The sequence below is a fragment of the Sphaerisporangium sp. NPDC051017 genome (assembly GCF_040683095.1).
Taxonomy (GTDB): domain Bacteria; phylum Actinomycetota; class Actinomycetes; order Streptosporangiales; family Streptosporangiaceae; genus Sphaerisporangium.
The window spans coordinates 1-22,401 of sequence record NZ_JBFBCI010000096.1; the positions used below are offsets into that span (position 1 = coordinate 1).

The window sequence follows — 22,401 nt, forward strand, 5'->3', positions numbered from 1 at the left end:
GTGGAGGGGATGAAGAGGCGGGTGAACGGCGAGAGCGCCCGGCGGAAGCTGTCGCGGGCGCTCTCGGCAAGGGCCGACGCTGAGGCGTCGGGGTGATCACAGGGGCTGGTCGGGATGTCGCCTGGCGAGGTCGATGCGTGGGGTGAACCCTTCGGTGTAGGTAAGGGTCACCAGGTTCTGGCATGCCGTCAGCCCGTTGCGGAGGGTCTCCAGGAGGCCCGAACCGTTGAGCTCGCTGTCGAACACCACACCGGTCCCGGGCAGGTCAGACAGCCCGTTGTCCGCCACGTTCGACGCCAGTCGTCACGGGCAGGGGCGAAGCCCTGGGCGTAGACCGGCTCGCGCGGGTCCGCAGCGGTGCTGGTCGAGGTCAGATACACACCATCGCCGTAGACGAGACGGCTCCAGTAGCGGGAACGGCAAGGACGACTCCTAAAGGAAGAGGAGGGATGACGTCGGCGAGGGCCGGTGCGAGCCGTCTCGCGCGGGCGACGGCAGCCAGAGCGCCGGGTGGAGCGCCCGCAGCGGGCGAGGAACGAGCGCGCGAGGACGAACGACCTGGCGCGGCGGCCGGCGTCTGCGAGGCTCCGACGCCGGACCGCGCCGGTTACCGCTGTCCGCCGTCCTGGCCGGGTTCCGCGTGGTCGGGCTCTGCCCCGGTCGGTGAAGTCGCTGGCGACGACGATCAGCGTGGTTCCGGTGTCTATGGCGTAGAGGTGGGCGACGCCGTTGCGGTAGTGGCACTTGACGACGAACACGCTGAAGGTGTCGTCCACGCAGAGGCGGCTGCTCAGCGGGATCGTCGTTTGCGATGCTGAGGACTCGGGGCAGCCGGAAACCGGTGATGAGGGATCTGATCGCGGTTGCGTCGATAAAGTTGAGCTGGGCTCGGACGACAGGGATGAACGGCCGCCACACCAGGTCCGTGATCGCCGTCTCGATCTGGTCGCGACCCAAGGCACGGACGGTTTCAGCGCCGATTTCGGTTCAGGTACGGATCGGGACCGCGCGCCCGGTTCGGGCGGGTTGCTGGGGTCTTTGTTCATAGGCGTCGTGTCGTGCGAGTGCGTGGATCGAAGAACCGGGCGAGCTGGGTGAGAGTGCGCTGCGCGGTGGTGTGGATACTGCCGAGGGCGATCGGAAGATTTTCGAGATAACGGTCGGCCGGCGCGTCGGTGTCGGATTCGTCGAGGTCCAGGGCTTCGGCTGCTTCGCCGGCGGAGTGACCGATGGTCGAGACCTCGCCGCGGATTGCTGTCACCGCGTCAGGAAACGGCTGAGCCGAGGGCGGAGCGGAGGGCGCTGGGCCGACGTCGGGCCACGCGGCGTGATCGACGGTGTGGTCCAGAAGCTGGTCGCGGGTGGCGATGCTGGTCCATCTGACGTCGTCGCCACCTGGCCAGGCGCCGTCAGGCACCGCGTCGGTCTGGACGATGTACTCCTTGGCGGCCGGCCGTCGCCGCAGCATCACCGCACGAGGGTCTGCGAGCAGAGCCTGCGCGGGTTCCCGCACGTCGGTATAGATCGGCAACACCGGAGTTCCGCTGAGGTCATAACCGGTCAGGTGTGCGCCGCGTCGGCCGGAGGCCATCGGAGTCGAAGGGCTGGTGGTCATTGGGGTGCCCTTCTTGCGTTGATCAGGTCGGCGACGGTCTGGATGACGGTGAGCAGTTCGCCGTGGCTGAGGCGGGAGACGGTCACCGCGGCGTGGTCGCCATTGGCGGAGGATTCGGTGAACTCGACCGCGATGTGCAGCCCAGCCAGGTCGTAGGCACCGGCCCGCTCGTAGCCGGGTGCGCGGCCTCGATCGGTGCCCTGCGACCAGGACAGGCCGCCGAGCCGGCCGCTGCGCCGCGCGCAGGGTGCGCAGGCGCCTGGAGGTGAGGAGCTCGCCACGCCAGATGGCCTGTTCGAGCTTGCGGGTGTCCTGGCGAACCGCTGGCAGCAGACGCCGGACGATCTCGGCGGCCATCTGGGTGGAGGTCTTGGCCAAGGAGAACCGGATCGTGGGGCGTTCAAGCCCATAGCCGTAGGAGCGATGATCACCGGGCAGTTCGTGAATGCCACAGACTGCGGCTTGGACCGGGCCGAGCGAGATCCGGAGCGAGACACCGTTGTGCTCGTGCAGCTCCCACCGATTGCCGTTGCCGTACCGGTCTTCGGCGATCGTCCACGAGCCGGGCAGCGCTTGGGCCAATGCCAGGATCAACCCCCGCTGCTCGGCATGCGAGAAGTGAGCGGAGCCGAGGTCACGAACGCTCATCGCCACCACCTCTCGGACGGGAAGGGGTGAACGCCGGGTCGATGGCCACGGGGTGCGTTCGGCCCTGGTCCGGCGGACGCCGTGGCCTGCGGGAGGCTGGTCCACGCCACCGCGTCGCTGTCACGGCCGAACCGCTCACCGGCGTGCCGCCGGGTCCGCGGCCTCGCCGCAGTGCCGCGCCGGCACTTGGAGGGTGAAGCCCATATGAACGGTGTACTTACGGCTCGGTTCGGTGCTCATTCGATCGATTCCTTTCGTGTGAATTGGGATGGCGGCATGGCCGACTGCCATGCCGCTGCGGGGCGGGGGCGCTGATTGGAAAGAGAGGAGGCTCACAGCCGGTGCGGCTATGGGCCTCGCGATCACTCAGGGAAATGAGGTTTCCTCAGGCCACGTCCGCCCGTTGCATGCCGAGGGTGAACGTGGCCCGGTGTCAAGCTGCGAACAGGGAGGTCTGATCGACGAGCCGGGTCCACAAGCCTGTGAAGCTCTTGCGCTGCTTGTCGTGGACACCGGCCGGGCCGACGCTCAGGAATTGCTCGGTGGCCGGGTAGCGGCCCACGTCCGGCGCGCGGATCACAGCGCGCGTGATGGCGAACTCATCGGTGCCCGGTTCGGTTCGGTGGATGCGGGCGAGGCGGTGCAACTCGCCTGCCATCTGGTTCCGGGTTCCTTCGGCGAGCGTTTTGACGCTTCGCCATGCGGTGCCTTTCTTGGTCGCGATGTGCCGGCGGGTCTGCTTATCCGTCGCGGGGTGATAGATGCGCCGCACGTCGTACAGGGCCCATGGCCCGCCGTGCAGCATCTCTTCGGTGAGCGCGAGGACGTGGTGGAGCTGGTGGTCGATCGCGAACCGCAGGGCGCTGCCCCGGGAGAACAGCGTGGCCCGGTGGTTGAGGGCTATGGAACGCCGCTCCATGAGCAGGGCCAGGGCAGCGCCTTCCGGCTCTCTGCGCCATCTGCCGGCGAGATACTCCGGATCCGACAATGCGAACGGACAATAGACGCAGCAACTCCTCGGCCATACCGTGGAGAACACTTCGTGGAGATAGCCGAGAGTGTCTGCGCGTGTCCAGCCCCATTCCGCCAGCGGAAAGCGGGCCAGCCGCGACGAAGAGGCGTAGGTGGAGTCCTTGAGGATGCGGTCACCCTCCTCAGCGGAGAACCCGAGTACGTGCTGGTAAGGCTGTCCATCCAGATGGTCCTCTTTCCACCAGTCCAGCGGTTCTCCTTTACTCTTGATCGAGCACGTACGTCTGTTGCCAGCGAACTGAGGCACGGTTCCGTTGCCCAGTTGCTCATCCCGCAGGCGCCAGGGGCCCGCCATGCGCATGTGCTGCGGCTGCCGGGAGTCGTCGAGCACCGCATACCGCGAAGCGGCGAGCTGACCTCCCCGGGAAAGCTGCACGTACCGGACCGAGAAACGCCGCATCAGCGGGAGAACGAACCTCTCCATGTGCTCTGCCGTCTCAGAGAATTCATCACCTGTCATGGACGTCATCACGATCAGATCGTCTACGTCGAAATCGCGGGTCTCTGGTTCGAGCAGGAACCGAGTGAGCACCCCGACCGAGTCGACACCCATGCCGAGAGACAGGACGACCTTCCCCACCATTGACCTCCCTTCTTCCGTCGCTTCGGGGGGAAACGCCGAAGGCCGCAGCCTGTGCCCGGACTGCGGCCTTCGCGGCCGGGCAGCAGTCAGAACGGGGGCTCTGCCGCGTTCGTGCCGAGGCCGGCGGGGACGGGCGCACCCGTCCACGGATCCGGGGCCGGTGCCGCCGCCTGGGCGGTCCAAGGGTCGGAAGAGGACTGCGGCAGGTCGGCGGGAGAGTTCGGGACGGTGACGCGCTGGGCCTTGGTGACCTTGGCGGTGGCGTTGCCCAGGCAGGGGCCGATGTCCTCGGCGTCCAGTTCCACGACCGTCCGGCGCTCGCCGTCCGGCGTCTCGTAGGAACGCTGTTTGAGGCGCCCCCGTACGATGACCTTGTGGCCGCGCTGGAGGCTCTCGGCGACGTTCTCGCCTTGCAAACCCCAGATGTTGCAGGTGATGAACAGGGTTTCGGCGTCCTTCCACTCGCCGGTGGTGCCATCGCGAAACCGTGGTGTGGAGGCGACGCGGACGCTGGCCACGGCACGGCCCGAGGGGACGAAGCGAAGGTCGGGGTCGGCCACGAGGTTCCCGACGACGGTGATGGTGGTCTCGTTACTCACTGAGGTGCCCTTTCAGAAGAGGGGTGAGATGGTGGAGCGGCGGTCGGTCGGCCGCCAATGGGTGATCAATGACGCGACGGCGGTGGGTAGGTCGTCGACGTTGCCGAGGAAGGTGACCGGCCCGCCGCCGTGCAGCAGGTGGGCGCGGTCGGCGTAGGCGGCTATCGCCCATGCGCCGCTGGACAGCTGGGCGACGCCGCCCAGCGTCCCCTCCCGCCAGGTGCCCGAGCCGGGCGCTGCCCGTTTGTCCCGCCCAGCCGGACCAGGTAGGTGACCGCCAGTGCGTCGCGGACGGAGAGCAGAACGGCACGTACCAGTGGGTCGCCGGGTGAGTGGACGCCCCGTACGGAGGAGGTCATAGGCTGTTCCCCTGCGTCGCCGTCGGCGGTGCGGTGCCTGGGGCGTCGCAGGGGCCTTGCCGGCGCCGGTGGTCCTGGTGGCAGGAACGGTGGGCGCGGGGCGCCCAGGCCGCCAGCTCGCGGTAGACACTGCTGAGGGCGGGACCGGATCCGATCACCAGCAGGTCGGCGTGGCTGACCGGGCCGCGGCAGTACACACAGGTGGCCATCGGGACGCGGCCGCTGCTGGTGGGTTCGGTGGGCCACTCGCCCCAGCCGGGCATCCGGCCCTCCAGCATGAACTGATCGGCGCGCTCGAACGGAACCGCGCCGGGGATGCCGCAGGTGTAGGAGGTCTCCAGCCACACCGTGCCGCGGGCATGGTCGTAGATCCTCAACAGGGCCGTGTGCAGCCGGTCGGGATCGTGCCAGACCTCCGCGCGCCAACGATCGTGCATCTTGACGTGCAGGCGGCAGTCCGGCACGTACCACCATCCGGTGGTCGTGGCGCTGTCCGGTGCTGTGACCAGGTGATGGCCGTTGTAGGTGGTCAGCCGCACGACTCCGCCTCCTGAGCAGGACAGCGGTGCGCGGCGGCGGCCTCCAGCAGCGCATGCAGAAGATCACCTGCGGCGCGGATTCGGCTGCCGCAGCGCAGGCAGGCCAGCACCCGGCCGCGGCGCCGGCGACCGGCAGCCGTGCGGATCTGGAACTGCGTGGGATCGAGCCTCAGCAGCCGAGCCGGGGCACCATCGACCAGGACGTGCAGCCGCTGCTCGCCCGCCTCGGTCCGCAGGTGCACATCCAGCACGACCGGATCGCGCGGGCCATCGGCCTGCGTGCCCGCCGTGGCAGGGCGGCCGGCGTAGATGAACGCGACGACGTCACCGGCGTCGATGTAGATGATCAGCGTTCCGTCGTCACGCTCGAACCGTTGCACGGAGATCTCCCCGGCGCCGGGCTGAGCCCGGGACAGCAGCTCGGCCAGGCCACGGCTGGTGAAGGTCTCGGCCTCGTCTTCGCTCGGCGGGCGACTCAGGCAAGCTGGCTGAATGGAACGGACGCCGGAAGCCGCGGGGACGGCCTGGAGGTGACGCGTCATCATGGACCTTTCTACGTGTGTGAAGGGGGCGGGAAATGCGAGAGCCCCGCGTGGCGGAATGCCAAGCAGGGCTAGATGGTGCGGAGAAGGGGAGGCGTCAGCCGCGAGCGGCGAGCTGGAGTGCCTGCAGGGCGCGCGATTCCATCTCGTGCGCGGTGTCGGCGTCGGTGAGGGTCTGGGCGACCGAGGTGACCGCATGCATCACGCCGCCGGCGGTGAGGTCGCCGCCCTTGATGAAGTGGCCCAGGATCGCGTCCTGCTGCTGGTCGGAGAAGCGGAGCTGCTGGGAGACGAGGTGGATGGTCTCGGCCGGGCGGACGATCGGGACTCCGGCCTTGGCCTCCATCGTGGTCACGATCTTCTGCACGTAGGCGGGGGTCATGAAGCGGCGGACGGCGTCGGTGGTCTTGGCGGTGATGAGCTCCAGGTTCTTCTGGTGGGTCTGCCCGCTCCAGTCGATGACCCCTTCGTCGAGCTTGCCGCCCAGGTGCACGGCCCGGTGGGAGTCGGCAGTGATGGTGTGGCCGTTGTCGCAGACCTGGAACACGATCCGCGGAGTGATCGCGGCGGCTCCGCACCCGGTCTCGGAGTTGGTGATCACGAACCCGGCCCAGACCACCGGGTTGGCCGCGCCCTCCGCGCCGGTGAACGGACTTCGGTACCCCTCCAGCAGCTTGGGCGCCAGGACCTGGACGGCCGGAGAGTAGACCCGCACGTACATCCGCTGCTCGGTCAGGTCACAGCCCTGGATCGTGATCGGCACCCCGGCCTGCTCCACACCGTCCAGCGCGGCGGTCAGCACGTCCAGATGATCGACCCGCTTGTAGGAATCCGACAGCAGCGCCCGCGCGATGCCGGGTCCGCCGCCTGATCCTCGGAACCCGCGGATCAGGAACTTGTGGTCGCTCGGCATCCGGTCCAGCCAGCCGTTGACGTTCACGTCCCACAACTCGACTGCCTCGTCACGGCATTTCCGCAGGTAAGGCAGATTGATCTTGAGCTTCTCGGCGATGCCCTTCTCGCACGTGGCGGTCGGCCGGTAGACGCCGTCGGTGCTGGTGACGCCCGTCGGGGTCAGCATGGGCTCGGTGCCGGAGATGATCAGGCGACCGCGTTCAGCGCGCAGCGCGGTGGGCGGGGCGACGACGTCGACCTTGCGGCCTTGCTGGTCGCGCAGCAGCGTCACCAGGTCCTTCAGATCGGCGTGCCGGGTCGTGAGCACCTCGGCTGGTGCAGGCGTGGTCATGGACGCTGGTCCCTTCCGGTCCGGGGGAGGACGGAGGGCCCGCCCTCCCGGCGGAAGAGCTCCATGCGTCGGCCGCCCGCGGAGGGCAACCCGGCGGTCCGGCGTGGACAAGATGTTTTCCGACGAAGGAGGAAAAGATCTCTGTCCCGGCCGGAACGAGCGCAGCGAGAGCCGGGTTGCCCTCCGCCAGGACGACGCAACACCAAAACCGCCCGGGAGGGCACAGCCCGACGCCCCCAAGCGGAAAGCGGTAGAGTGCTTCGTCAGCCTCGGCCTTCGCTAAGGGCTTGCATAAGGACAGTCGCGGCGGTCTGGGCGGATGCCGTGAGTTCCTCGATGAGATGCGGTGCGATGGAGCCTTGGCCGAGTGCGGCCCGTTCGACGATTGCGAGGAGAGCCTCCGCCTGAGCCGGTGTCGTGAAGGTTCGACACGGCGCATGGCTCAACACCTCCTGGCAGGCATAAGCGTCGCCGGATTGCGCGGCTTCTTCGATGAGCGCGCGCGGGAGATTCGCCAATTCGTGGTTCAGGGCGAGGGCGAGGTCGACGGCGGTGAGGCCGAGCCGGATGCGGAACATTGTAATGTTCTGGTCTGATTTTGGTAGGCGTCCGGCCGTGGCCAGCACGGTCATGAGGTCGGCGTGGATTGGGTGTGCAACTCTCGCACGAGCGTGGATGCGTAGGCACGCGGCGACGGATTGTTCCCACGGTTCGGTGGTCTTGCTGGTGTCAATGAGCGAGAGGGCGGAATCGGTGTTCCCGTTGATGCTGTGGGTGATGATGCGAGTTTGGCGGCCTTCGCGCATGTGCTGATCGGGCTGGTCGTAGTGGGCGGCGTGCGTTGCGGCTTTTGCCCAGTGCCCGGCGGCGACCAGTGCACGGGTTCCATCCTGACGTAGGACATTGCGGAGCCACGTCTTGACCTTGGCGCCGTCGGCGGCTGTGATGGTGAAGCCGTCGAAGCAGATCGATGTGCCGTGGACCTCAGCGCTGCCGCCGTGGTTGACTGCGCGGTTGATCTGGTCGAGTGTCTGGAACATGGTGTCGGGGTCACCGGCCCTGCCGTCGAGACGGGCGAGGTTGATCAGTGGCTGGAGCGAAGCGATGGCGGTGCGTCCTTCGAGTGGCCAGGCGGCGTGGAAGATTTGGAATTGCTGTTCGCATAGCTGTGCCGCGTAGGACGGCATGGCACTGTCCGCTGCGATCAGTGCGGCCAGGTTCAAGGCCGAGCAGGCACGGTCGATCCGTTCCTCGACTTCGGTGGGAAGGTGGCAGGAGGTGGCGTGGTCACGGACGTGGCGGACCCGGGTTTCCAGGTCGAGGCAGCGTAGCCGGGCCTGAGGCACCAGCGGGAGCCGCATCATCGCCTGGTCGAGACTGGCCAGGGTCTCGGTCGATGGCGATGCCGTAGCGGTGCCCGGCCGGACGGTCATCCTGCGGGCTGGCGCGGGCGGGCCGAGGATGGCGGCACGCGCGGACACGGCCAGGATGCTCTGCTGCCGAGTGGAGATGCCAAGCCGGTTCCAGTGGAAGATGATGTGGTAGCTGAGAATCTCGCGGAGTCCTCGCCGAAGGGTTCCGGTGCGGGATTGGGATGCGAGGGTGCGGCCGGTCTGGCGGAAGGCATCGGCCCATCCAGCGGCGGAGGCGACAGGCCCGCCGGAGCCGAACAGCGGTCCTTCAGGTGTTGTGTCTGCATGCATCAGCGTGATGAGGCTGTCGCTCAGGCCGGTGATCTTGCGGGCTGGGACGTCGGCTCGGAGCGGCCGGTCCTGGGAGACGCGGTCCCAGACGTCGGCTTGCTCGTACCATTCGAGGTCGGCGGATTGCAGCAGGATGCCGCAGAGAAGCAGGGATAGCTCGCGGCGGCCGAGGCCACTGTGGTCACCTTGTAGCAGGGCTATGATGGCGTGACTGTCGGCATCAAAGAGATCGTGGGCGGCCTGCATGGCGGCGGGGCCTCCGAACGCTGCGGTTTCGGTCTCGTAGATGCCAGGCCACCAGCGGCGGATCCGGCCTGCGGCGGCGAGGGCATCCAGCGCGGCACCGAGGCACGGTCTCATCGCCTGGCCGTCAGCTCCTGGCCGCAACCGCAGTCTCCAGCAGGGGTGTTTGCGGATGAACCACCATGCGCTGGTCAGGCTGTCGGTCTGGACGCGGTGCAGGAGCGGCGCGAGATGGTCGGCGGCGGCTTGCTCGGCGGAGTTCCAGTCGGTGAATTCGAGGTGGATCTGCCACCAGGGTGAGGCGGCCTGCTCGGCGAGGGCCGCACGTCCGGCCTGCCGGTAGATCTCGATGGCGTCGGCGAGGGCTGGTGGTGTGATTCCGTCCGCGAGGTCGGCATCTGGCGGGGCCCCAGCCAGGGCGTGAAGGATCGCGCGTTCGGTGGCCAGTACCGCGGCTTCGCGGGCGGGGTCTGTGTTGGGGATGCGGGGGATCAGTGGATCAGTAGGCATGCGTCCCATTCCGACGTCGGCGCGGTGTCGTGTGCGGCGGTGTGCAGGGCCAGGGCGGTTCCGGCGCCGCCTTCCAAGAATCCTGGGCCGGTGGTGGTATCGCACTGGGCGTGCTGGGCGAGGGCGGCGGCCAGGTGCGGCAACCAGGCGGCGAGTGCCGGGGAGGTGGCGTCGCGGGCGGCTCGCCAGGTGGTCTGATAGAGGCCGGCCGTGCCGTGGCACAGGCCGGCGTCGGTGATTAGGGCGCGCTGGGCCGGGTCGCTTAGGCAGCGGGTGAGGTCGTTTTCGTAGCGGGCCTGCAGCCGATGGTCGGCGGTGGCGATGGCGGCCAGTTGGCCTGCGCGGGCGATCCCAGGGGTGCCGTAGCACCAGCTGGGACGCCCTGGGGCGCGCTGGGTGGGGCGGCCGGTGCGCAGGTCGGCTCGGGAGATCCATTGCGGCCACCACGGGCCGCTCTTGCTGTCTTGCCGCCAGGATTCCAGCCAGGTGCAGATGGTGGTGATGGCCTCAGCCTGGCCGGTGACGGTGATGCCGAGGCGCATCGCCTGGCTCAGCAGGGCGAGAGGGCCGGTGATGCCGTGTGCGATCCCGAGGTTGGCGTGGCCGCCGGGGTAGGCGTCGGAGAATCGGCGGTGCGGGTCGTGGCCGACCCACCAGCCGGGCAGCATATGTCCGTCGACGGGCAAGGGCCGGGTCAGCGTTACCAGAGCCTCAAGGACGCGCTCAAGCGCGTTTCCGCCGGGGTCGCGGCGCAGCAGCAGCGCGCCGATCCCGCTCAGGCCGAAGAAGACGTCGTACTCGCGAAAATGCGTGAGGTCGCCGCGCTGGACGCGGGCATGGACCGCGTCGGCGCGGTGGTGGGCGAGCGTATCCACGTACCGGTCGAGGTCGGCTAGGCCCGCCCGGTACCGGCTGGTGCCTGCGGCAGCGGCGTCCAGGATGAATGCGATAGCGGGCGCTCCGAGGTACAGGCCGGTGGTGTCACTGGCGCTGATCTGGCCGGCGGCGGCATGGGTGATCCAGTGGTGTGCCTGCTGCCAGGTGCCGTATCTCAGGTGCGCCCGTTCGATGTGCAGCAGCGCGGTCCCGGCGATGCCTTGGGTGAGGGATTGGGCCATCCAAGGCCGGCTGTCGGGCGGTGGTTCGGGGGAGGCAAGGTGGGCGGCGTACTGTTCGGCCGTCTCGGTCAGGGAGGCCGCGGAAATCGGCGGGGCAGACACCTCATTGCCCCGTTCGGGCGACGGTGTGGCGTAGAGCGCAGGAGCGGGCGAGCTGGTTGCTGACGCGCTCGCGGTCGGGGTCGACCCCGACGGCGCGGATGTTGTGCAGGTGAAGCAGCGGACGCAGTACCGTCAGCGGGTCGCGCTGGCCGGCCAGTTCCTGCCGGTAGGCGGCGAGCGCGGTGGCGCGGGTCTTCCACGCGGCGATCACTTCCGCCCCGCCGGGCAGGGCGGCGAGTGCTTGGAAGGAACCCGTGGGGTCTGCCAGGCCCAGGGCTTGGTCGCGGAGCGCGGGGTCCAGCCGTACGTGTTCCCGCGGCAGCTCGCACAGTAGCCGGTACAGTCCTTCGGCGGCATGGGTGGCGAAGGCCGTGGCCAGGTCGACCATGCTCGCCGCAGCGATGGCCTGTGGGTGCGTCCCGGAATCGGTGGCTAGGCCGATCTGGGCGAGGGCGGCGGCCGAATCGGCGGCGAACACCTCGTGGGCACGATCCAGTGCAGTGCCGTGGCCGTAGCGTCCCGGCTGCGGGTGATAGGTCGCCAGCGACAAGTGCGCCAGCAGGCGAGCCCGGAAAAGCCCCTCTGCCCACACGGTGAGGTGTTCGGTGGCCGTGCCGTAGGCGAGGAGGTCAGGCAGGGACAGGTAGAGGGCGAGGTAGGGGTCGGCCTCGGGGCGGCTCAGGACGCGGTGACGGCGGAACCACCAAAGCGCCGCCGCCTCCCCGAGGCCGTCGAGCATGACCGGCAGGTGCCCGGTCAAGATCTCCTCCCAGCGCGCCGGGTGCCCATGCAACTGCGCGTACAGGATCGGCGCCCTACCGGGAAGGTGCCCGGCATCAGCGGCGACCAGGACGGTAGGGACGGCGCCTGGCCGAGTGGCGTGTCGCGACGCCGCAGAGGGCGGGCCGGCGGTCCGGCCAGTGAGGCGCAGAGGGATGAGGACCTCGTGGGCACGGCCGAGCCAGGCGAGGTCGTCGGCGTGGGGGGCTTCGCGGAGTTCCAGGCGGCCGGCGCGTTGAAGGCGGGTACGTAGTAGCAACCGGTGCAGGCCATGGCTGAGATCCATCGGCTGACGCCGGTCGTGGTCGACTACGGCGACGTGGACGGGCACCCGCCAGCGTTCCCGCCATGCCTCAAGCCCGTTCTCCCATGCGGTCATTGACGCGTCCCCTCCCGGAAGGTCGTCTGCCGACAGCAGCCACCGTGCCGGGGACAGGACCGTCCGCTCCCGGTAGCGGACGCGGGGAAGGTAGGGCAGGTGGGCGGCGGACCCGAAGTGAAACGACCGGTACATCGCGCATCGGGAGGTGGCGATCTCCGACAGGAACCGGGCCAGCGCCGGAGTGTGAACGCTCGCCTCCAACGCGTGTGGGGCGCGCGGCTCAACGCGCTGTCCGGTGGAGATTCGCACGAGGGAGAACCGGTCGGGGGCTGCGGTCACCGCGAGATCCCTCAGCGAGATCAGGTGGTCGTCGCTGGCGTGATGCTCGCACAACGAGATGAGGTGCGGCAGCAACTGTGCGGTGCGGGTGATGTTCTCGTTGCGGCGTTTGCGTGGCGGGAACGACAGCTGGGCGGCGATGGTGTCCGGCTCATGCGCGGTGAACGTTGCGGCGATCAGGTCGCGGTCGTCCGGTGGCAGCAGGTGGGCGTGGCGGCCGGCCATGCTGCTGCCCGGACGTGGTGTGCCGGTCACGATCAGTGTGAAGTGGCCGCGGTCGAGCTGCTGGGTGGATGAGGCGTGGATCTCCACGGCGATCTCGACGCGCGGAGGCAGGATCATCTTCGCGGTGTTGCCTCCCGTCAGGTCCTCGATGATCCGATCGGTCAAGACGATCTCGCCGCTGCCGTCGATGGTGGCCCGCTGGATCAGCGCCAGGAGCTTCTCGTCCCGTTCGGTGGCAGGCCGGGCGGCACGCCCCCATCCCGAGCCCAGATATTCCGCAGGCAGGCCCAGGCCGCTGTCGGCGACCAGCTCTAGGACCGGCACCAGCGTGCCAGTGCCGTAGCGGGCGCGGAAGCGGGCGTGGTAGTCGCGCCAGGGCGCGGACCCGAACGGGTAGGGCGATAATCGGCACAGCGCGGCGGCGGCGTCGCCGGCTTCGCGCGCGACGTGCTCTGGTATCTGGATGTCCCCGTCCACGATCGTGTCAACGGCCCAGAGTACGTGCACGCTGTCGGTGGGGGCTTGGATCAACGTGCTCAATCGCGCGGCCACGTCAGGCCCTGGGAGTTCAGCTGCGGCGGTGGACAGGTCCTTGTGCACCGCGTACAGGGCGCGTACCAGGTTACCGACGTCGCGGAGGTCTTCGGCGCGGGCGGTCTGGAGCGTCGTGCACACATAGTCGAGCGGGTCGGGGCACGTCATCGGCGCCCACAAGCTGCTGATTAATATGTTCTGGCTCACCAGCTCGGTGAGCATCCTCCGGATCTGCTGCATGGTGGCGTGCGGGAATATCCCGGCCAGCAGTGTCGCCAGCTCCCCGAACGCCACCGGCTCGCGAGCGGCGTCCACAGCGGCGTTCACCGGACTGCTGTAGCGCACCGATACCTCGATCGGCGCCAGCGCGTGGGGGTCTTGGTCTGGTGCCGGACCGGGCACCACGAACCGGTCGCCGCGCACGCCCCCGGTGTTGTTGGCGACCACGGTCAGCCGCTCGAGCAGCTCAGGGCACTGCTGTAACCGGGCCAGGACGTCACCGAGCCAGGCGGCGTCCGGGCGGACGACCGTACGATGCGTCTTCCCCCAGCGCACCTGGGTCCTGGCGCCGATCCGGGCCAGGCAGACCCCGGCGAACAGGCCGAACGGGGTCGCCCGGCACTGCCAGCGCAGCAGGTAGGACGCCATAGCCACCACCGCCCGGCGAACCTGCCGGACATCGGGCTCCTCGCAGGCGAGGAGCGCGTCGATCGCCGCGATCAGCGCGGGGCTCGCCAGGGCCAGCGCCGCCCGGACCTCAGCGTGGCCCACGACCTGCGCCAGCCACGCGAGGCCCCGCGCGCTGGCATCCGCCGCGAACAAGTCCAGGTCTTCGGGCAGATCCAGTCCTCCCGGATCCGTGCTGGCGCGCAGCAACGCGCCGCTGCCGCCCCACTGAAAGGATGATCGTCGAGTGGCCACCCCTCGGCCCTCCTGCCATGGCCGCAGGGGCTGCCGGTACGCCGTGCGGCCTACCGGCAGCCCGGATTTCGTCAGGACAGGTCGTCGGGCGCTGAGTTGCACGAGCTGGCGCTACCCGCGCAGGTGTTGCCGCAGCCATCATCGGTCGGGCAGTCTGCTCGGCTGGGCGCGGCGAAGGCCACGACCACACGTACGTCCAGCTCGAACTCCTCATCAGCGCCGATGAGCGGCTCGGCCAGTGCCGTGCCGCCTGAAGGCAGGTCGAACATGGTGACCACTCTCCTTATCGGGTTGGGGGGCGCAGGAAGCCCTGGCCGGAGGCGGTGGACGCCGGCTGCGGCCAGGAGATCACGACCCTGCTGCGGACCTTGTCGATGACCCGCCCAGCGGGCAGAACATCGTCGGGAATCTCGGCAGGGTAGATGCGGTACTGCGGGCCGGGGCCGCCACGGTGCTCCCGGCTCCAGACCCGCAGCTGCTCAGCCACCATCTCGGCAAGGTGGGCGGCGGCCGGCCCGTAAGCGTGCACGCCGAACTCCGCCGACGCCGCCACGTTCTCCGCCGTGCGCGTGGTGATGTAGGCGAAGCTGGCGCCGTCGACGACTGCCAGAGCGGCCGTGCGGTTACGTGGCGGCGATACCACGCCGGTGTCGCGCTCGGGGTCGACCAGAACCCAGCAGAACCCGGGCAGCGTCGTGGCGAGCCACATCTGCACTGTGTCCAGCGGCTCGTACGCCCCGATGACAGCGCCGCTCCACACCTGCACCCGGGGTGTGTCGAACGCACCCTCCAGCAGGCTCGGATCGGTGTCGAATTCGTCGTCGAACCGCAGAGTGACCTCACCGTCCCGCAGCACCAGCAGTTTGGCCTGGTGGGCTCCCGCGCCCTGCACTGCCACGAACCCGAACAGCTTCGACGACACGCTGACCAGATGATCGCCGGCCTTCTCGAACGCCACCGTGCGGGTCAGCCCGCGCATCCTCAGCGCCACCATCAAGCGGCCGTCCTCGGCCAGCTGCTCCACCCAAGCCGGTGGGGTGTCCCAGGCCCCGAACGTGACCAGGATCCGGTCGTACGGCGCGTGGTCGGGCACCCCTACCTCGGCGTCGGCGAGTACGACGTTCACCCGCGAATATCCAGCCGCATCCAACATCCGGCTCGCCCGGTCCGTCACCCACTCGTCGATGTCGACCGTGGTCACCCGGCCGGACGGGCCGGTCAGCTCGGCCATCAACGCCGCGTTGTAGCCGCCGCTGCCGAGCTCCAGCAGGTTCATGCCGGGCGTGATCTGCGCCTGTCCCAGCATGAAAGCCTGGACATGCATGTCCGACACCGAGCTGAGGGCATTGCCGTCGGTGTCCCTTTTGGTGACGACGGACTGGTAAGGGTCATACGCCTCCTCGGGGCCCACTTCCGGGATGAACAAATGCCTCGGTACGGTGCGCATGGCGGCCTCGACCGCCGGTGAGACGATCGTGCCGTCCTTGATGAGCTCCTCGACGGCCTGACCGCGCAACTGCGCGACGCGGTCGGGGTCGGCGGTCTCTTCGGTCGGCGTCATGTCAGTCACAGGGCTGTCCTCGTGGGTGGGTCGTGATCGTGGGTCGTGGCGCACGGCGCGTCGCACCGCAGGCGAGCCAGCCGGCGGCACAGCTCGGACATGTGTGCGCGCTTCCTCCCCCGGCCGGATCGGTTGAGCAGAAGCCTTCCACGACCCAGTGGTGATCGCGGGCAACCCGTTCGACGACCTGAGCGACCCGCCGGGCGACGACCGTCCGGTGCCCACCGGTTCTCCCTTCCCCGCCTGTTGCCGGGCTACGCAGAAGGCATACGCGCACAGCACCGCCGAACGCCAGGAAGTTCACAGACATTCACACCGGCCGGCCCGCGACCTTGACGCTGGCCGGGGGCGGCCGTCAAGGTCGGATGGTCACGCTCGACAACGGTCTCGGTTGGGAGTCCCCATGCCTGAAACACCCAACATCCCCACCAGCGCAGCCGACGGGGACGTCGACTTCGTCGGGATCGACGACGAATCGCCCGCCAACAAATGCCCAGCCGTCCTCGTGGTTCCCGGCACCGGCGACATCCTGCAGATCGGCCGACGCATCACCGACCCCGCCACCCTCGCCCAGTTCGCCCGGCACACCTCGATCGCCGACGACGAAGTCGCGATCTGGACCCCGGCGAACCTGAAACGGAGCCTCCTCGATGCTCTAACCGGCGCCTACGAACCAGGCCAGACCGGGCCGGGCGAACCATCCTTCGAACAACTGCTGGCCGCGACCGAACGCTCCGTCGTCCACCTGGAGGCCCGCGACACCTACGACCCCACCGACCCGGCCTTCGTCAAATGGCAGCAGGACGGCGACACCAGCTACCCCTGGGAGACCTGGATCGAGCTGATCGGCGAGGCTGTGGCCCGCGGCGTCCGATTCCGCCGCCTGAGAATTGTGTCCGAGCCGGTCAGCGACTACATCCGCTGGGAACACGCCATCAGCTATGGCAACCTCAAAGCGGGCGAGGAACTGCGATGGCTGCCCCGCCACAGGGCCTACGACCTGCCACACCCCGTTGCCGACTTCTTCATGTACGACCAACGGCTCATCGCCTACAACTTCACCGCCGGCGACGGCACCGACACCGGATGGATGGAATACGTGGCCGACCCGCGCAAGATCCTGCCCATCGTTGGAATATTCGAGATGCTCTGGGAACGCGCCATCCCGCACGCCGACTACACGCCGTCCTGACCGTCCAGCCGGGCGAGCGCGGCCCGGATCCTCCTCGTCGCAGCCTCCCCGGTCTCCGCAAGCGACCACAGCCGATCCCACGTCGCGACATACAGCTCAACCTCGGCGGGCTGGGTCACCGACAGATACCCCGACACCAGTTCCACAGCCACCAGATGACCGTCAGTGATGTCGAACGCCTCCTCCGGATGGACCGCCCGCCGGTCGGCATCGACCGGAATGATCCCCAAGAACACGTTCGGTCGTCGCCGGACCTGGAGCAGATGCCGCAACTGCTCACGGTGCACATTCCGCGTATACGGCCGATACCACAAGACGGGCTCCTCCAGGAGGAAGAACCAACGGGCGTCCCGCCGGCCAAGCAGCCTCTGGCGGTCCATCCGCTCCGCCACCGCACGCGCGACCTCGCCGTCCGGATCAACCGTCTCCACCGCCTGCTCGACGATCACCCCGGTCAACGCCGCACGCGTGTAGGCCTCGGTCTGCACCATGCCGGGCAGGACCTTCGGCTGATACGACCGTGCCAGGGTCAGCTCCTCGTACTGCTGCCGGATCGACTTCTGCGCCGCCGCCAGGCCGCCCCTGTTCAGCTGCTCATACGGAATCCACATCCTGGCGACGGCCGTCTGCTCCTGCAGCAGCTCCGCCATCCGGCGCTCAGACGCGCCACAGATGGAACACCACAACCGGACATGCCGGGCTGAGATCGTCCTCCGCCCGTTCTCAATCATTGAAACCTGCGATACGGACTTCCAACCGGCCAAAGACGCAAACGTCCGACCCGAGATCTTCCGGTCTTCCCGCAAACCTCGCAGCTTGCTGCCCAAGAGCTCTCGTGCTGCCTGAGCGGAAAATGATGGCGACGGAGGCATGATGTGACAATTATGCCCAGCCCAGCGACTGAGGCGCCCCAGAGATTCCGGTGCCGCCGAACACACGCACGCACGGCGTGGAGAGGCGAAGCTGTACCGCGCTAAGCGCGCCACGTGGTGGCCGTCTGCATGACCGCCTCCCTATGAGAGTTCAACCGTCATCGGTAATTCCAAGGGAATCGATTTGGCCAATGCAATTCGACAAATGGACCCAGAGCCGTGGGCTTCGGATCGGTCAGGCGCTGAGTTTCAACGCCATCACGTCGGCTACCTCTGCATCAGGGAAGGGTTGCATCGTGTCGACCACCTGCCACCCCAGGTGCTCGTACATGGCGTGAGCTGGAGCGTCCGGGAGGGACAGCAGAATCGCCCACGGCTCGGGGCGGTCGCTCAACAGCTCGTCGAGGAGTCTTCTGCCGCACCCCTTGCCGCGGTACTGGCGGACCAGATTGAGCTCGACGACGGCGAAGTTGTCGGTGTCGACCAGTTCGGGGGAGGGGCCGGGGCCTCCGCCCCACCATCGGCCGGCGGGGACACGGAACCCGAAAGCGAACCCCGCCAGGGTGTCGCCGTCCCGAGCGGACACCAGGTGGAATCCTGCGCCGTTCATCTGTGCGCGGGTACGGTCCAGGTACCTGTCCCTCTGGTAGAGCGGCCCGGAATTGTAGGGCGGCTCCGCGTGGATGTCCAGGTAGGCATCGACGTACTCCTCGCTTAACACTTCCGCCGCCTGGTCACCGTCGTAGTGCCGGAAAACGACGCTCATCAAGTCCCCTCGGATCTCGGTAACGCGAGTAACCTCCGGTATTCGACCACAGAAGGCCGGGCCTGCTCCATCGCAGGGACCGCCATGGCGACCGCGGCGGCGTTGTGGAGCACGAACCGGTTGATGTGGCCTGAGGTCAACCTGGTTAGCACCGCGTTGGCATGTGCGAGCCCGGAGTCGATATGGCCGCGCTGTACTTCTGTGAAGGCGCGTTGCAGCTCGACCTGAGCGCGTTGGCGACTCCACTGAGCCGGGTTGGCGTTGATCGTTTCCTGCTGGGCGGTGTCGACGTTCGGATGACCCGTGATCGTGTAGATCAACGACCGGGTGTACAGGACCCGGGACTCCGGCCACCCGTTGACCGACGCCCGGTCCGAGGTGATCTCTGACGGGAGATGACCGAAGTCCCGGGCCTGCTGATCGATGTCGGCGCAGGCGTCGGCTGCGTTGCCGATCAGAGACTGGGCGTGGGCCCGAGCACCATAAGCCTCGCAGGAGGCGACGGAGGGACGGCCCCGGGTAAGGTCCAGCGCGGCGGTGGTGCGAGACAGCACCAGCTGCACTGGCCGGCCCTCATGTAGAGCCTGGACGGCTTCGCGGGCGTACACGAGCGCGAGAAGCTCCCGGTCGCCTGTTTGTTGCGCTGCCCGCTGTGCCGACTTCCACCAGTGGCGCGACTCCCGGGACTGTCCCGCGCAACCGAGCGCGTAGGCCATCAGCATCATCATCGACGTGTTGACCCGCAGCCACCGAGATGTCTCAGAGGTGCGCATGGTGGTCATGGAGTTCTGAAGTGCGAGCAGGTCGACAGACAGGTCGCGGATGAAGTCGCCCATTTCCGGTGAGAACACCATGTAGCTGTACTCCCAGGCTGTCTCCTCCCAGGTCGCTACCCCGGGCCGTCCCACGCTCTGGTCCAGCAGCACCCGCAGATGTTCGAGTCCGTCCGAGACCGAAAGCGCGGATACAGCTCCTGCGGCGGCGATCCCGCTGAGAAGGCGACGGCGGAGCTGGTCCATGGCCTCAGCATCCCACTGGGGTCGACCCGCAGGGATTGCTGTGGAGGACGGCTTATCGACCGCGGCGGCGTACAGGGCTAAGAGAAACCCTCCCGCCTCGAGGGCCTCGTCCAGGCGTTCCACCACGTCAGCGGATGGTTGACGCTCGGCTCGCTCGATTTTCGCCAAATTGGAGAAGTCGGTCAGAGCGATCGGCGCGAGGTCTTCAAGGGACATGTTCCGCAATAAGCGCCAATGCCGTATCGCGGCGCCCAGTGTGTGCCAAGGCGAGAGAGACGGGTCCACGGGCTTTGGCGCGCGTGACATGGCAGCTCCCTTGTCCTGGGCCCCCATTTGGCCAGTTCGGATTGGACAAATAGATGCCTTGGAAACGACTTGCTACCCCGTCAGCATTGCACAGGGCCATACACGCCGCAGGGCAGCGATAGTGCAACGTCACTCAAAAAGCGGGGCCCGTCGAGGTGAGGGCATACACCTGACGGGCGCCTTGGTCGCAACGGGAGGTACGACCCATGGGGCACATTACATCGGCTGGTGCGCCGTGAACGACGAGCAGACGCCGCCATTGGTGAGGCGTTCCCCCGATCGGGCGAGGGCGCGGAGCCAGGGGACCGACGACTGTCGTCCCAAGATCGACATCATGACGCCGCATGTGGCGCGGATGTATGACTACTACCTGGGCGGCAAGGACAATTACGCCGCCGACCGCGAGGGGGCCGACGCAGTGATCGCCAAGTTCCCGGAGGCGCGTCAGCTTGCTCTGACGAATCGGGATTTCCTGCGCCGCGCCGTCGAGTTCCTGGCCGGGGACATGGGCATCCGCCAGTTTCTGGACCTCGGGTCCGGCTTTCCGACGCAGGAGAACGTTCATCAGGTCGCTCAACGCGTGAACCCAGCGGCGCGGGTCGCGTACGTCGATCTGGAGGAGGTCGTGCTGGTCCACGGCCGGGCGCTCCTGGCCACCGACGAGCGCACGATCATGGTCGAGGGAGACATCCGAGATCCGCAGGCCATCCGGTCGAACCCTGATCTGCGAGCGCACCTCAGCTTCGACGAGCCCATCGCGGTCCTGCTGATTTTCGTGCTGCACTTCATCCAGGACGAGGAGCGGCCACGAGAAATCGTCAGAGCTCTGATGGAGCAGCTGCCCCCGGGGTCCTGCCTCGTGGTCTCCCACGCGACGCCTCGTGACGACCTGGTGCAGGGCGTCGAAGCCTACGACAAGGCCAGCTCCCAGGTCGCGCTGCGCACCGAGCCGGAAATCCTCGCGTTCTTCGACGGGTTGGAGCTGGTGGACCCGGGCCTGGTGCCCCTGGTCCTGTGGCGGCCCGAATGGCCTGAATCGGAATTGCAGCTCAAGGACAAGAAGCTGCCGGCGCTGTGTGGCCTGGGGGTCAAGCCGGCATGAGCGCGTCGATGTCCGGTGGCGCCGGGCCGCGAGCCTGCATCCCGCAGCAGAGGGCTTCGCGGGCGGCTGAGCGTCTTCATCGGGAGCTCGCTGAGCTGAGCATCCACGCCGACATCAACACCACAGACCGGGTCGCGTTGCTGTCGGTCTGGGCGGGCCTGCTGGTCTGGGTGCGTAACGGCACCTACTCCTGGTGGTCGGGCCGGTTCGATGGGCGCGGCAACTGCGAGTACGCCTCCGGTCCGGTGGGCGACCCGGTGACCGCGGCCCGCCGCGTTGCGGCGCGGTACGTCGAGTTGCGGGACGGCCATCCGGACTCGGCTCGGGTCATGGAGGTGTTGAACCACGTCCCCGAGCCGCTGGAGATCCCGCGGGTGAGTGATTACGCGATCTTCGGGGGACATCGGCGGGCGCTCATCGCGCCGGTGTGACGGCCAAGCCGCAGAAGGTGCCGTGGATGAACGGCATCGGCCGTGAAGGCTTGCAAACGCCCGCAGATACGCCTGGGGCTTGATATATCTGGAGAGTCTGTCGTTATGGCTACAACGAACGTCCAGTTCGGCGAGCTGCCGCTTACGGTGATAGCTGCCGTCGAGAGACGGATCGGGGGAATCGTCGAGACCCGGCCGGTCGCGGGTGGGGCCGGCAGCGTGGTTTCGGCCTACGCGGAAACCGTCTACGGGGGCTACTACGTGAGGGGGCTTCCGGTGGGTCACCCGCGGGCCTGGACCCTGAGCCGGGAGTTCGACATCAACCCGTTCGTTGTTCCGGTATCCCCTCGACTGGAATGGCGCGTAACTCTCGACGGCTGGGATCTTCTGGTTTTCCAGTACGTGGAGGGCCGTCACGCCGACTATTCACCGGCGTCGGCGGACCTGGCTGTCGTCGTCGACATCATGTGGGCCGTGGGACGGCTTCCTTGTCTCGACGTCAAGGCAAGGCCGGCCGAGGAACGATGGGCCCGCTACAGCGAGACGCCGGAACTGTTCAAAGGTGACCGTCTGCTGCACACCGCTTGGCACCCGAAGAACGTGTTGGTCTCGCACGCTGAGGCGCACTTGGTGGGCTGGACCTCGCCTACCAAGGGAGGTGCGTGGATCGACCCCGCATGCTGGGTCATCTGGCTGATGCAGGCCGGCCACGATCCGGCGGCTGCTGAGCGCGCCGCCTCTCGTGTGCCTGCCTGGGGCACCGCCTCGCCCGAAGCCTTGGATGCCTTCGCCATGGCGCAGGCCAACTTCTGGGGTGACGTCGTTCATGACGAACCCGGCCAGTTCGTGAAGCAGGTCGCCGCCGCGGCGCAGCGCTGGACATTGCACAGGCAGTCCCTGCGCTGACAGACCGCGTGACGACGTGGCGAGTCCCCACATCCCACGTCGTCGCGCGTCCATACGTCCCGCTGTTCGGGTCAGGCGGGGCGGATCCGGTCGCGCGGCTCGTCCACCGTCTTGGACTTGAGCCCGGCCGGGTCGCGGTGGCCCCGGCAGCCCTGACCTTCGCCGGGGCCACCGATTCCCTTTTGCTAGGTGGCTGGCGGTTCAGTTACCGAAGCGCGATTAGGAAGGCATCATTTCGTGCTGTTGAAGATCATGAGCCAGAACATCCGGCATGGTGCGCACGTGG

At 68.0% G+C, this 22,401-nt stretch carries 20 protein-coding genes and 1 pseudogene; 4 read left to right on the forward strand and 17 right to left on the reverse strand.

The features are described from left to right. Window positions 1–96 precede the first annotated feature (96 nt). From AB0M95_RS38775 to fxlM, 13 genes are all read right to left on the reverse strand, one after another. The gene (locus AB0M95_RS38775; RefSeq protein WP_363776082.1) at window positions 97–288 is read right to left on the reverse strand and encodes a hypothetical protein; all 192 of its coding nucleotides are present in this window, start codon (window positions 286–288) and stop codon (window positions 97–99) included. 754 nt (window positions 289–1,042) lie between these two features. Then, on the reverse strand, window positions 1,043–1,591 hold the full coding sequence (locus AB0M95_RS38780) for a hypothetical protein (protein WP_363776084.1): 549 nt from the start codon (window positions 1,589–1,591) through the stop codon (window positions 1,043–1,045). 20 nt (window positions 1,592–1,611) lie between these two features. Then, window positions 1,612–1,896, reverse strand: a complete 285-nt coding sequence (locus AB0M95_RS38785) for a hypothetical protein (protein ID WP_363776086.1) — start codon at window positions 1,894–1,896, stop codon at window positions 1,612–1,614. Window positions 1,897–2,696: 800 nt separating this feature from the next. Beyond that, window positions 2,697–3,878 carry a hypothetical protein gene (locus tag AB0M95_RS38790; protein ID WP_363776088.1) on the reverse strand — a complete coding sequence of 394 codons (1,182 nt, stop codon included), beginning with the start codon at window positions 3,876–3,878 and terminating at the stop codon, window positions 2,697–2,699. Window positions 3,879–3,964: 86 nt separating this feature from the next. Further along, window positions 3,965–4,477, reverse strand: coding sequence for a single-stranded DNA-binding protein (gene ssb, locus AB0M95_RS38795; protein WP_363776091.1), 513 nt, complete (start codon window positions 4,475–4,477; stop codon window positions 3,965–3,967). A gap of 355 nt (window positions 4,478–4,832) precedes the next feature. After that, on the reverse strand, window positions 4,833–5,375 hold the full coding sequence (locus AB0M95_RS38800) for a hypothetical protein (protein ID WP_363776094.1): 543 nt from the start codon (window positions 5,373–5,375) through the stop codon (window positions 4,833–4,835). Then, window positions 5,366–5,920 carry a hypothetical protein gene (locus AB0M95_RS38805; RefSeq protein WP_363776097.1) on the reverse strand — a complete coding sequence of 185 codons (555 nt, stop codon included), beginning with the start codon at window positions 5,918–5,920 and terminating at the stop codon, window positions 5,366–5,368. Before AB0M95_RS38805 ends, AB0M95_RS38800 begins: the two co-directional genes overlap by 10 nt. A gap of 94 nt (window positions 5,921–6,014) precedes the next feature. After that, entirely contained in the window at window positions 6,015–7,163 is a 1,149-nt protein-coding gene (locus AB0M95_RS38810; protein ID WP_363776100.1) for a DUF932 domain-containing protein, read from the reverse strand. A gap of 263 nt (window positions 7,164–7,426) precedes the next feature. Beyond that, window positions 7,427–9,619 carry a thiopeptide-type bacteriocin biosynthesis protein gene (locus tag AB0M95_RS38815; RefSeq protein ID WP_358526094.1) on the reverse strand — a complete coding sequence of 731 codons (2,193 nt, stop codon included), beginning with the start codon at window positions 9,617–9,619 and terminating at the stop codon, window positions 7,427–7,429. Then, the gene (locus tag AB0M95_RS38820; protein ID WP_358526093.1) at window positions 9,601–10,737 is read right to left on the reverse strand and encodes a lanthionine synthetase C family protein; all 1,137 of its coding nucleotides are present in this window, start codon (window positions 10,735–10,737) and stop codon (window positions 9,601–9,603) included. Before AB0M95_RS38820 ends, AB0M95_RS38815 begins: the two co-directional genes overlap by 19 nt. 103 nt (window positions 10,738–10,840) lie before the next feature. After that, entirely contained in the window at window positions 10,841–13,960 is a 3,120-nt protein-coding gene (locus AB0M95_RS38825) for a lantibiotic dehydratase (RefSeq protein ID WP_358526091.1), read from the reverse strand. 71 nt (window positions 13,961–14,031) lie between these two features. Next, window positions 14,032–14,229 carry an FxLD family lanthipeptide gene (locus AB0M95_RS38830; protein ID WP_358526090.1) on the reverse strand — a complete coding sequence of 66 codons (198 nt, stop codon included), beginning with the start codon at window positions 14,227–14,229 and terminating at the stop codon, window positions 14,032–14,034. A gap of 14 nt (window positions 14,230–14,243) precedes the next feature. Next, on the reverse strand, window positions 14,244–15,521 hold the full coding sequence (gene fxlM / locus AB0M95_RS38835; RefSeq protein ID WP_358526210.1) for a methyltransferase, FxLD system: 1,278 nt from the start codon (window positions 15,519–15,521) through the stop codon (window positions 14,244–14,246). 403 nt (window positions 15,522–15,924) lie between these two features. On the opposite strand from fxlM, the gene AB0M95_RS38840 reads away from it, so the two are divergent. Further along, complete coding sequence (locus AB0M95_RS38840) at window positions 15,925–16,713, forward strand: DUF6879 family protein (RefSeq protein WP_358526088.1); 789 nt, start codon at window positions 15,925–15,927, stop codon at window positions 16,711–16,713. Here the strand turns inward: AB0M95_RS38840 and AB0M95_RS38845 are convergent. The 4 genes and pseudogenes from AB0M95_RS38845 to AB0M95_RS38860 form a co-directional block, all read right to left on the reverse strand. After that, window positions 16,698–17,363 (reverse strand): DUF5753 domain-containing protein, encoded by a 666-nt coding sequence (locus AB0M95_RS38845; protein WP_358526208.1) that lies wholly within the window; start codon window positions 17,361–17,363, stop codon window positions 16,698–16,700. The two genes, AB0M95_RS38840 and AB0M95_RS38845, sit on opposite strands and share 16 nt — an antisense overlap. Beyond that, a pseudogene (locus AB0M95_RS38850) lies at window positions 17,364–17,585 on the reverse strand (helix-turn-helix transcriptional regulator); the annotation flags it as partial. 235 nt (window positions 17,586–17,820) lie between these two features. Beyond that, window positions 17,821–18,351: a GNAT family N-acetyltransferase gene (locus tag AB0M95_RS38855; RefSeq protein ID WP_358526087.1), complete on the reverse strand. Its 531-nt coding sequence runs from the start codon at window positions 18,349–18,351 to the stop codon at window positions 17,821–17,823. Next, window positions 18,351–19,703 carry a helix-turn-helix transcriptional regulator gene (locus AB0M95_RS38860; RefSeq protein WP_363776105.1) on the reverse strand — a complete coding sequence of 451 codons (1,353 nt, stop codon included), beginning with the start codon at window positions 19,701–19,703 and terminating at the stop codon, window positions 18,351–18,353. Before AB0M95_RS38860 ends, AB0M95_RS38855 begins: the two co-directional genes overlap by 1 nt. 208 nt (window positions 19,704–19,911) lie before the next feature. On the opposite strand from AB0M95_RS38860, the gene AB0M95_RS38865 reads away from it, so the two are divergent. The 3 genes from AB0M95_RS38865 (at window position 19,912) to AB0M95_RS38875 (ending at window position 22,115) form a co-directional block, all read left to right on the forward strand. Then, window positions 19,912–20,778 (forward strand): SAM-dependent methyltransferase, encoded by an 867-nt coding sequence (locus AB0M95_RS38865; RefSeq protein ID WP_358526084.1) that lies wholly within the window; start codon window positions 19,912–19,914, stop codon window positions 20,776–20,778. Next, the gene (locus tag AB0M95_RS38870; RefSeq protein WP_358526082.1) at window positions 20,775–21,209 is read left to right on the forward strand and encodes a hypothetical protein; all 435 of its coding nucleotides are present in this window, start codon (window positions 20,775–20,777) and stop codon (window positions 21,207–21,209) included. Before AB0M95_RS38865 ends, AB0M95_RS38870 begins: the two co-directional genes overlap by 4 nt. 105 nt (window positions 21,210–21,314) lie before the next feature. Beyond that, window positions 21,315–22,115 carry a hypothetical protein gene (locus tag AB0M95_RS38875; protein ID WP_363776108.1) on the forward strand — a complete coding sequence of 267 codons (801 nt, stop codon included), beginning with the start codon at window positions 21,315–21,317 and terminating at the stop codon, window positions 22,113–22,115. Window positions 22,116–22,401 lie beyond the last annotated feature (286 nt).

What these genes read in the sequence shown, in the direction of transcription:
- AB0M95_RS38810 (WP_363776100.1), bottom strand. Translation starts at nt 7,163, where the DNA reads ATGACCACGCCTGCACCAGCCGAGGTGCTCACGACCCGGCACGCCGAT.
- AB0M95_RS38780 (WP_363776084.1), bottom strand. Translation starts at nt 1,591, where the DNA reads ATGGCCTCCGGCCGACGCGGCGCACACCTGACCGGTTATGACCTCAGC.
- AB0M95_RS38840 (WP_358526088.1), top strand. Translation starts at nt 15,925, where the DNA reads ATGCCTGAAACACCCAACATCCCCACCAGCGCAGCCGACGGGGACGTC.
- AB0M95_RS38855 (WP_358526087.1), bottom strand. Translation starts at nt 18,351, where the DNA reads ATGAGCGTCGTTTTCCGGCACTACGACGGTGACCAGGCGGCGGAAGTG.
- AB0M95_RS38820 (WP_358526093.1), bottom strand. Translation starts at nt 10,737, where the DNA reads ATGGCCCAATCCCTCACCCAAGGCATCGCCGGGACCGCGCTGCTGCAC.
- AB0M95_RS38790 (WP_363776088.1), bottom strand. Translation starts at nt 3,878, where the DNA reads ATGGTGGGGAAGGTCGTCCTGTCTCTCGGCATGGGTGTCGACTCGGTC.
- AB0M95_RS38870 (WP_358526082.1), top strand. Translation starts at nt 20,775, where the DNA reads ATGAGCGCGTCGATGTCCGGTGGCGCCGGGCCGCGAGCCTGCATCCCG.
- AB0M95_RS38805 (WP_363776097.1), bottom strand. Translation starts at nt 5,920, where the DNA reads ATGATGACGCGTCACCTCCAGGCCGTCCCCGCGGCTTCCGGCGTCCGT.
- AB0M95_RS38815 (WP_358526094.1), bottom strand. Translation starts at nt 9,619, where the DNA reads ATGCCTACTGATCCACTGATCCCCCGCATCCCCAACACAGACCCCGCC.
- AB0M95_RS38875 (WP_363776108.1), top strand. Translation starts at nt 21,315, where the DNA reads ATGGCTACAACGAACGTCCAGTTCGGCGAGCTGCCGCTTACGGTGATA.
- AB0M95_RS38845 (WP_358526208.1), bottom strand. Translation starts at nt 17,363, where the DNA reads ATGGCGGAGCTGCTGCAGGAGCAGACGGCCGTCGCCAGGATGTGGATT.
- AB0M95_RS38860 (WP_363776105.1), bottom strand. Translation starts at nt 19,703, where the DNA reads ATGGGGGCCCAGGACAAGGGAGCTGCCATGTCACGCGCGCCAAAGCCC.
- fxlM (WP_358526210.1), bottom strand. Translation starts at nt 15,521, where the DNA reads ATGACGCCGACCGAAGAGACCGCCGACCCCGACCGCGTCGCGCAGTTG.
- AB0M95_RS38830 (WP_358526090.1), bottom strand. Translation starts at nt 14,229, where the DNA reads ATGTTCGACCTGCCTTCAGGCGGCACGGCACTGGCCGAGCCGCTCATC.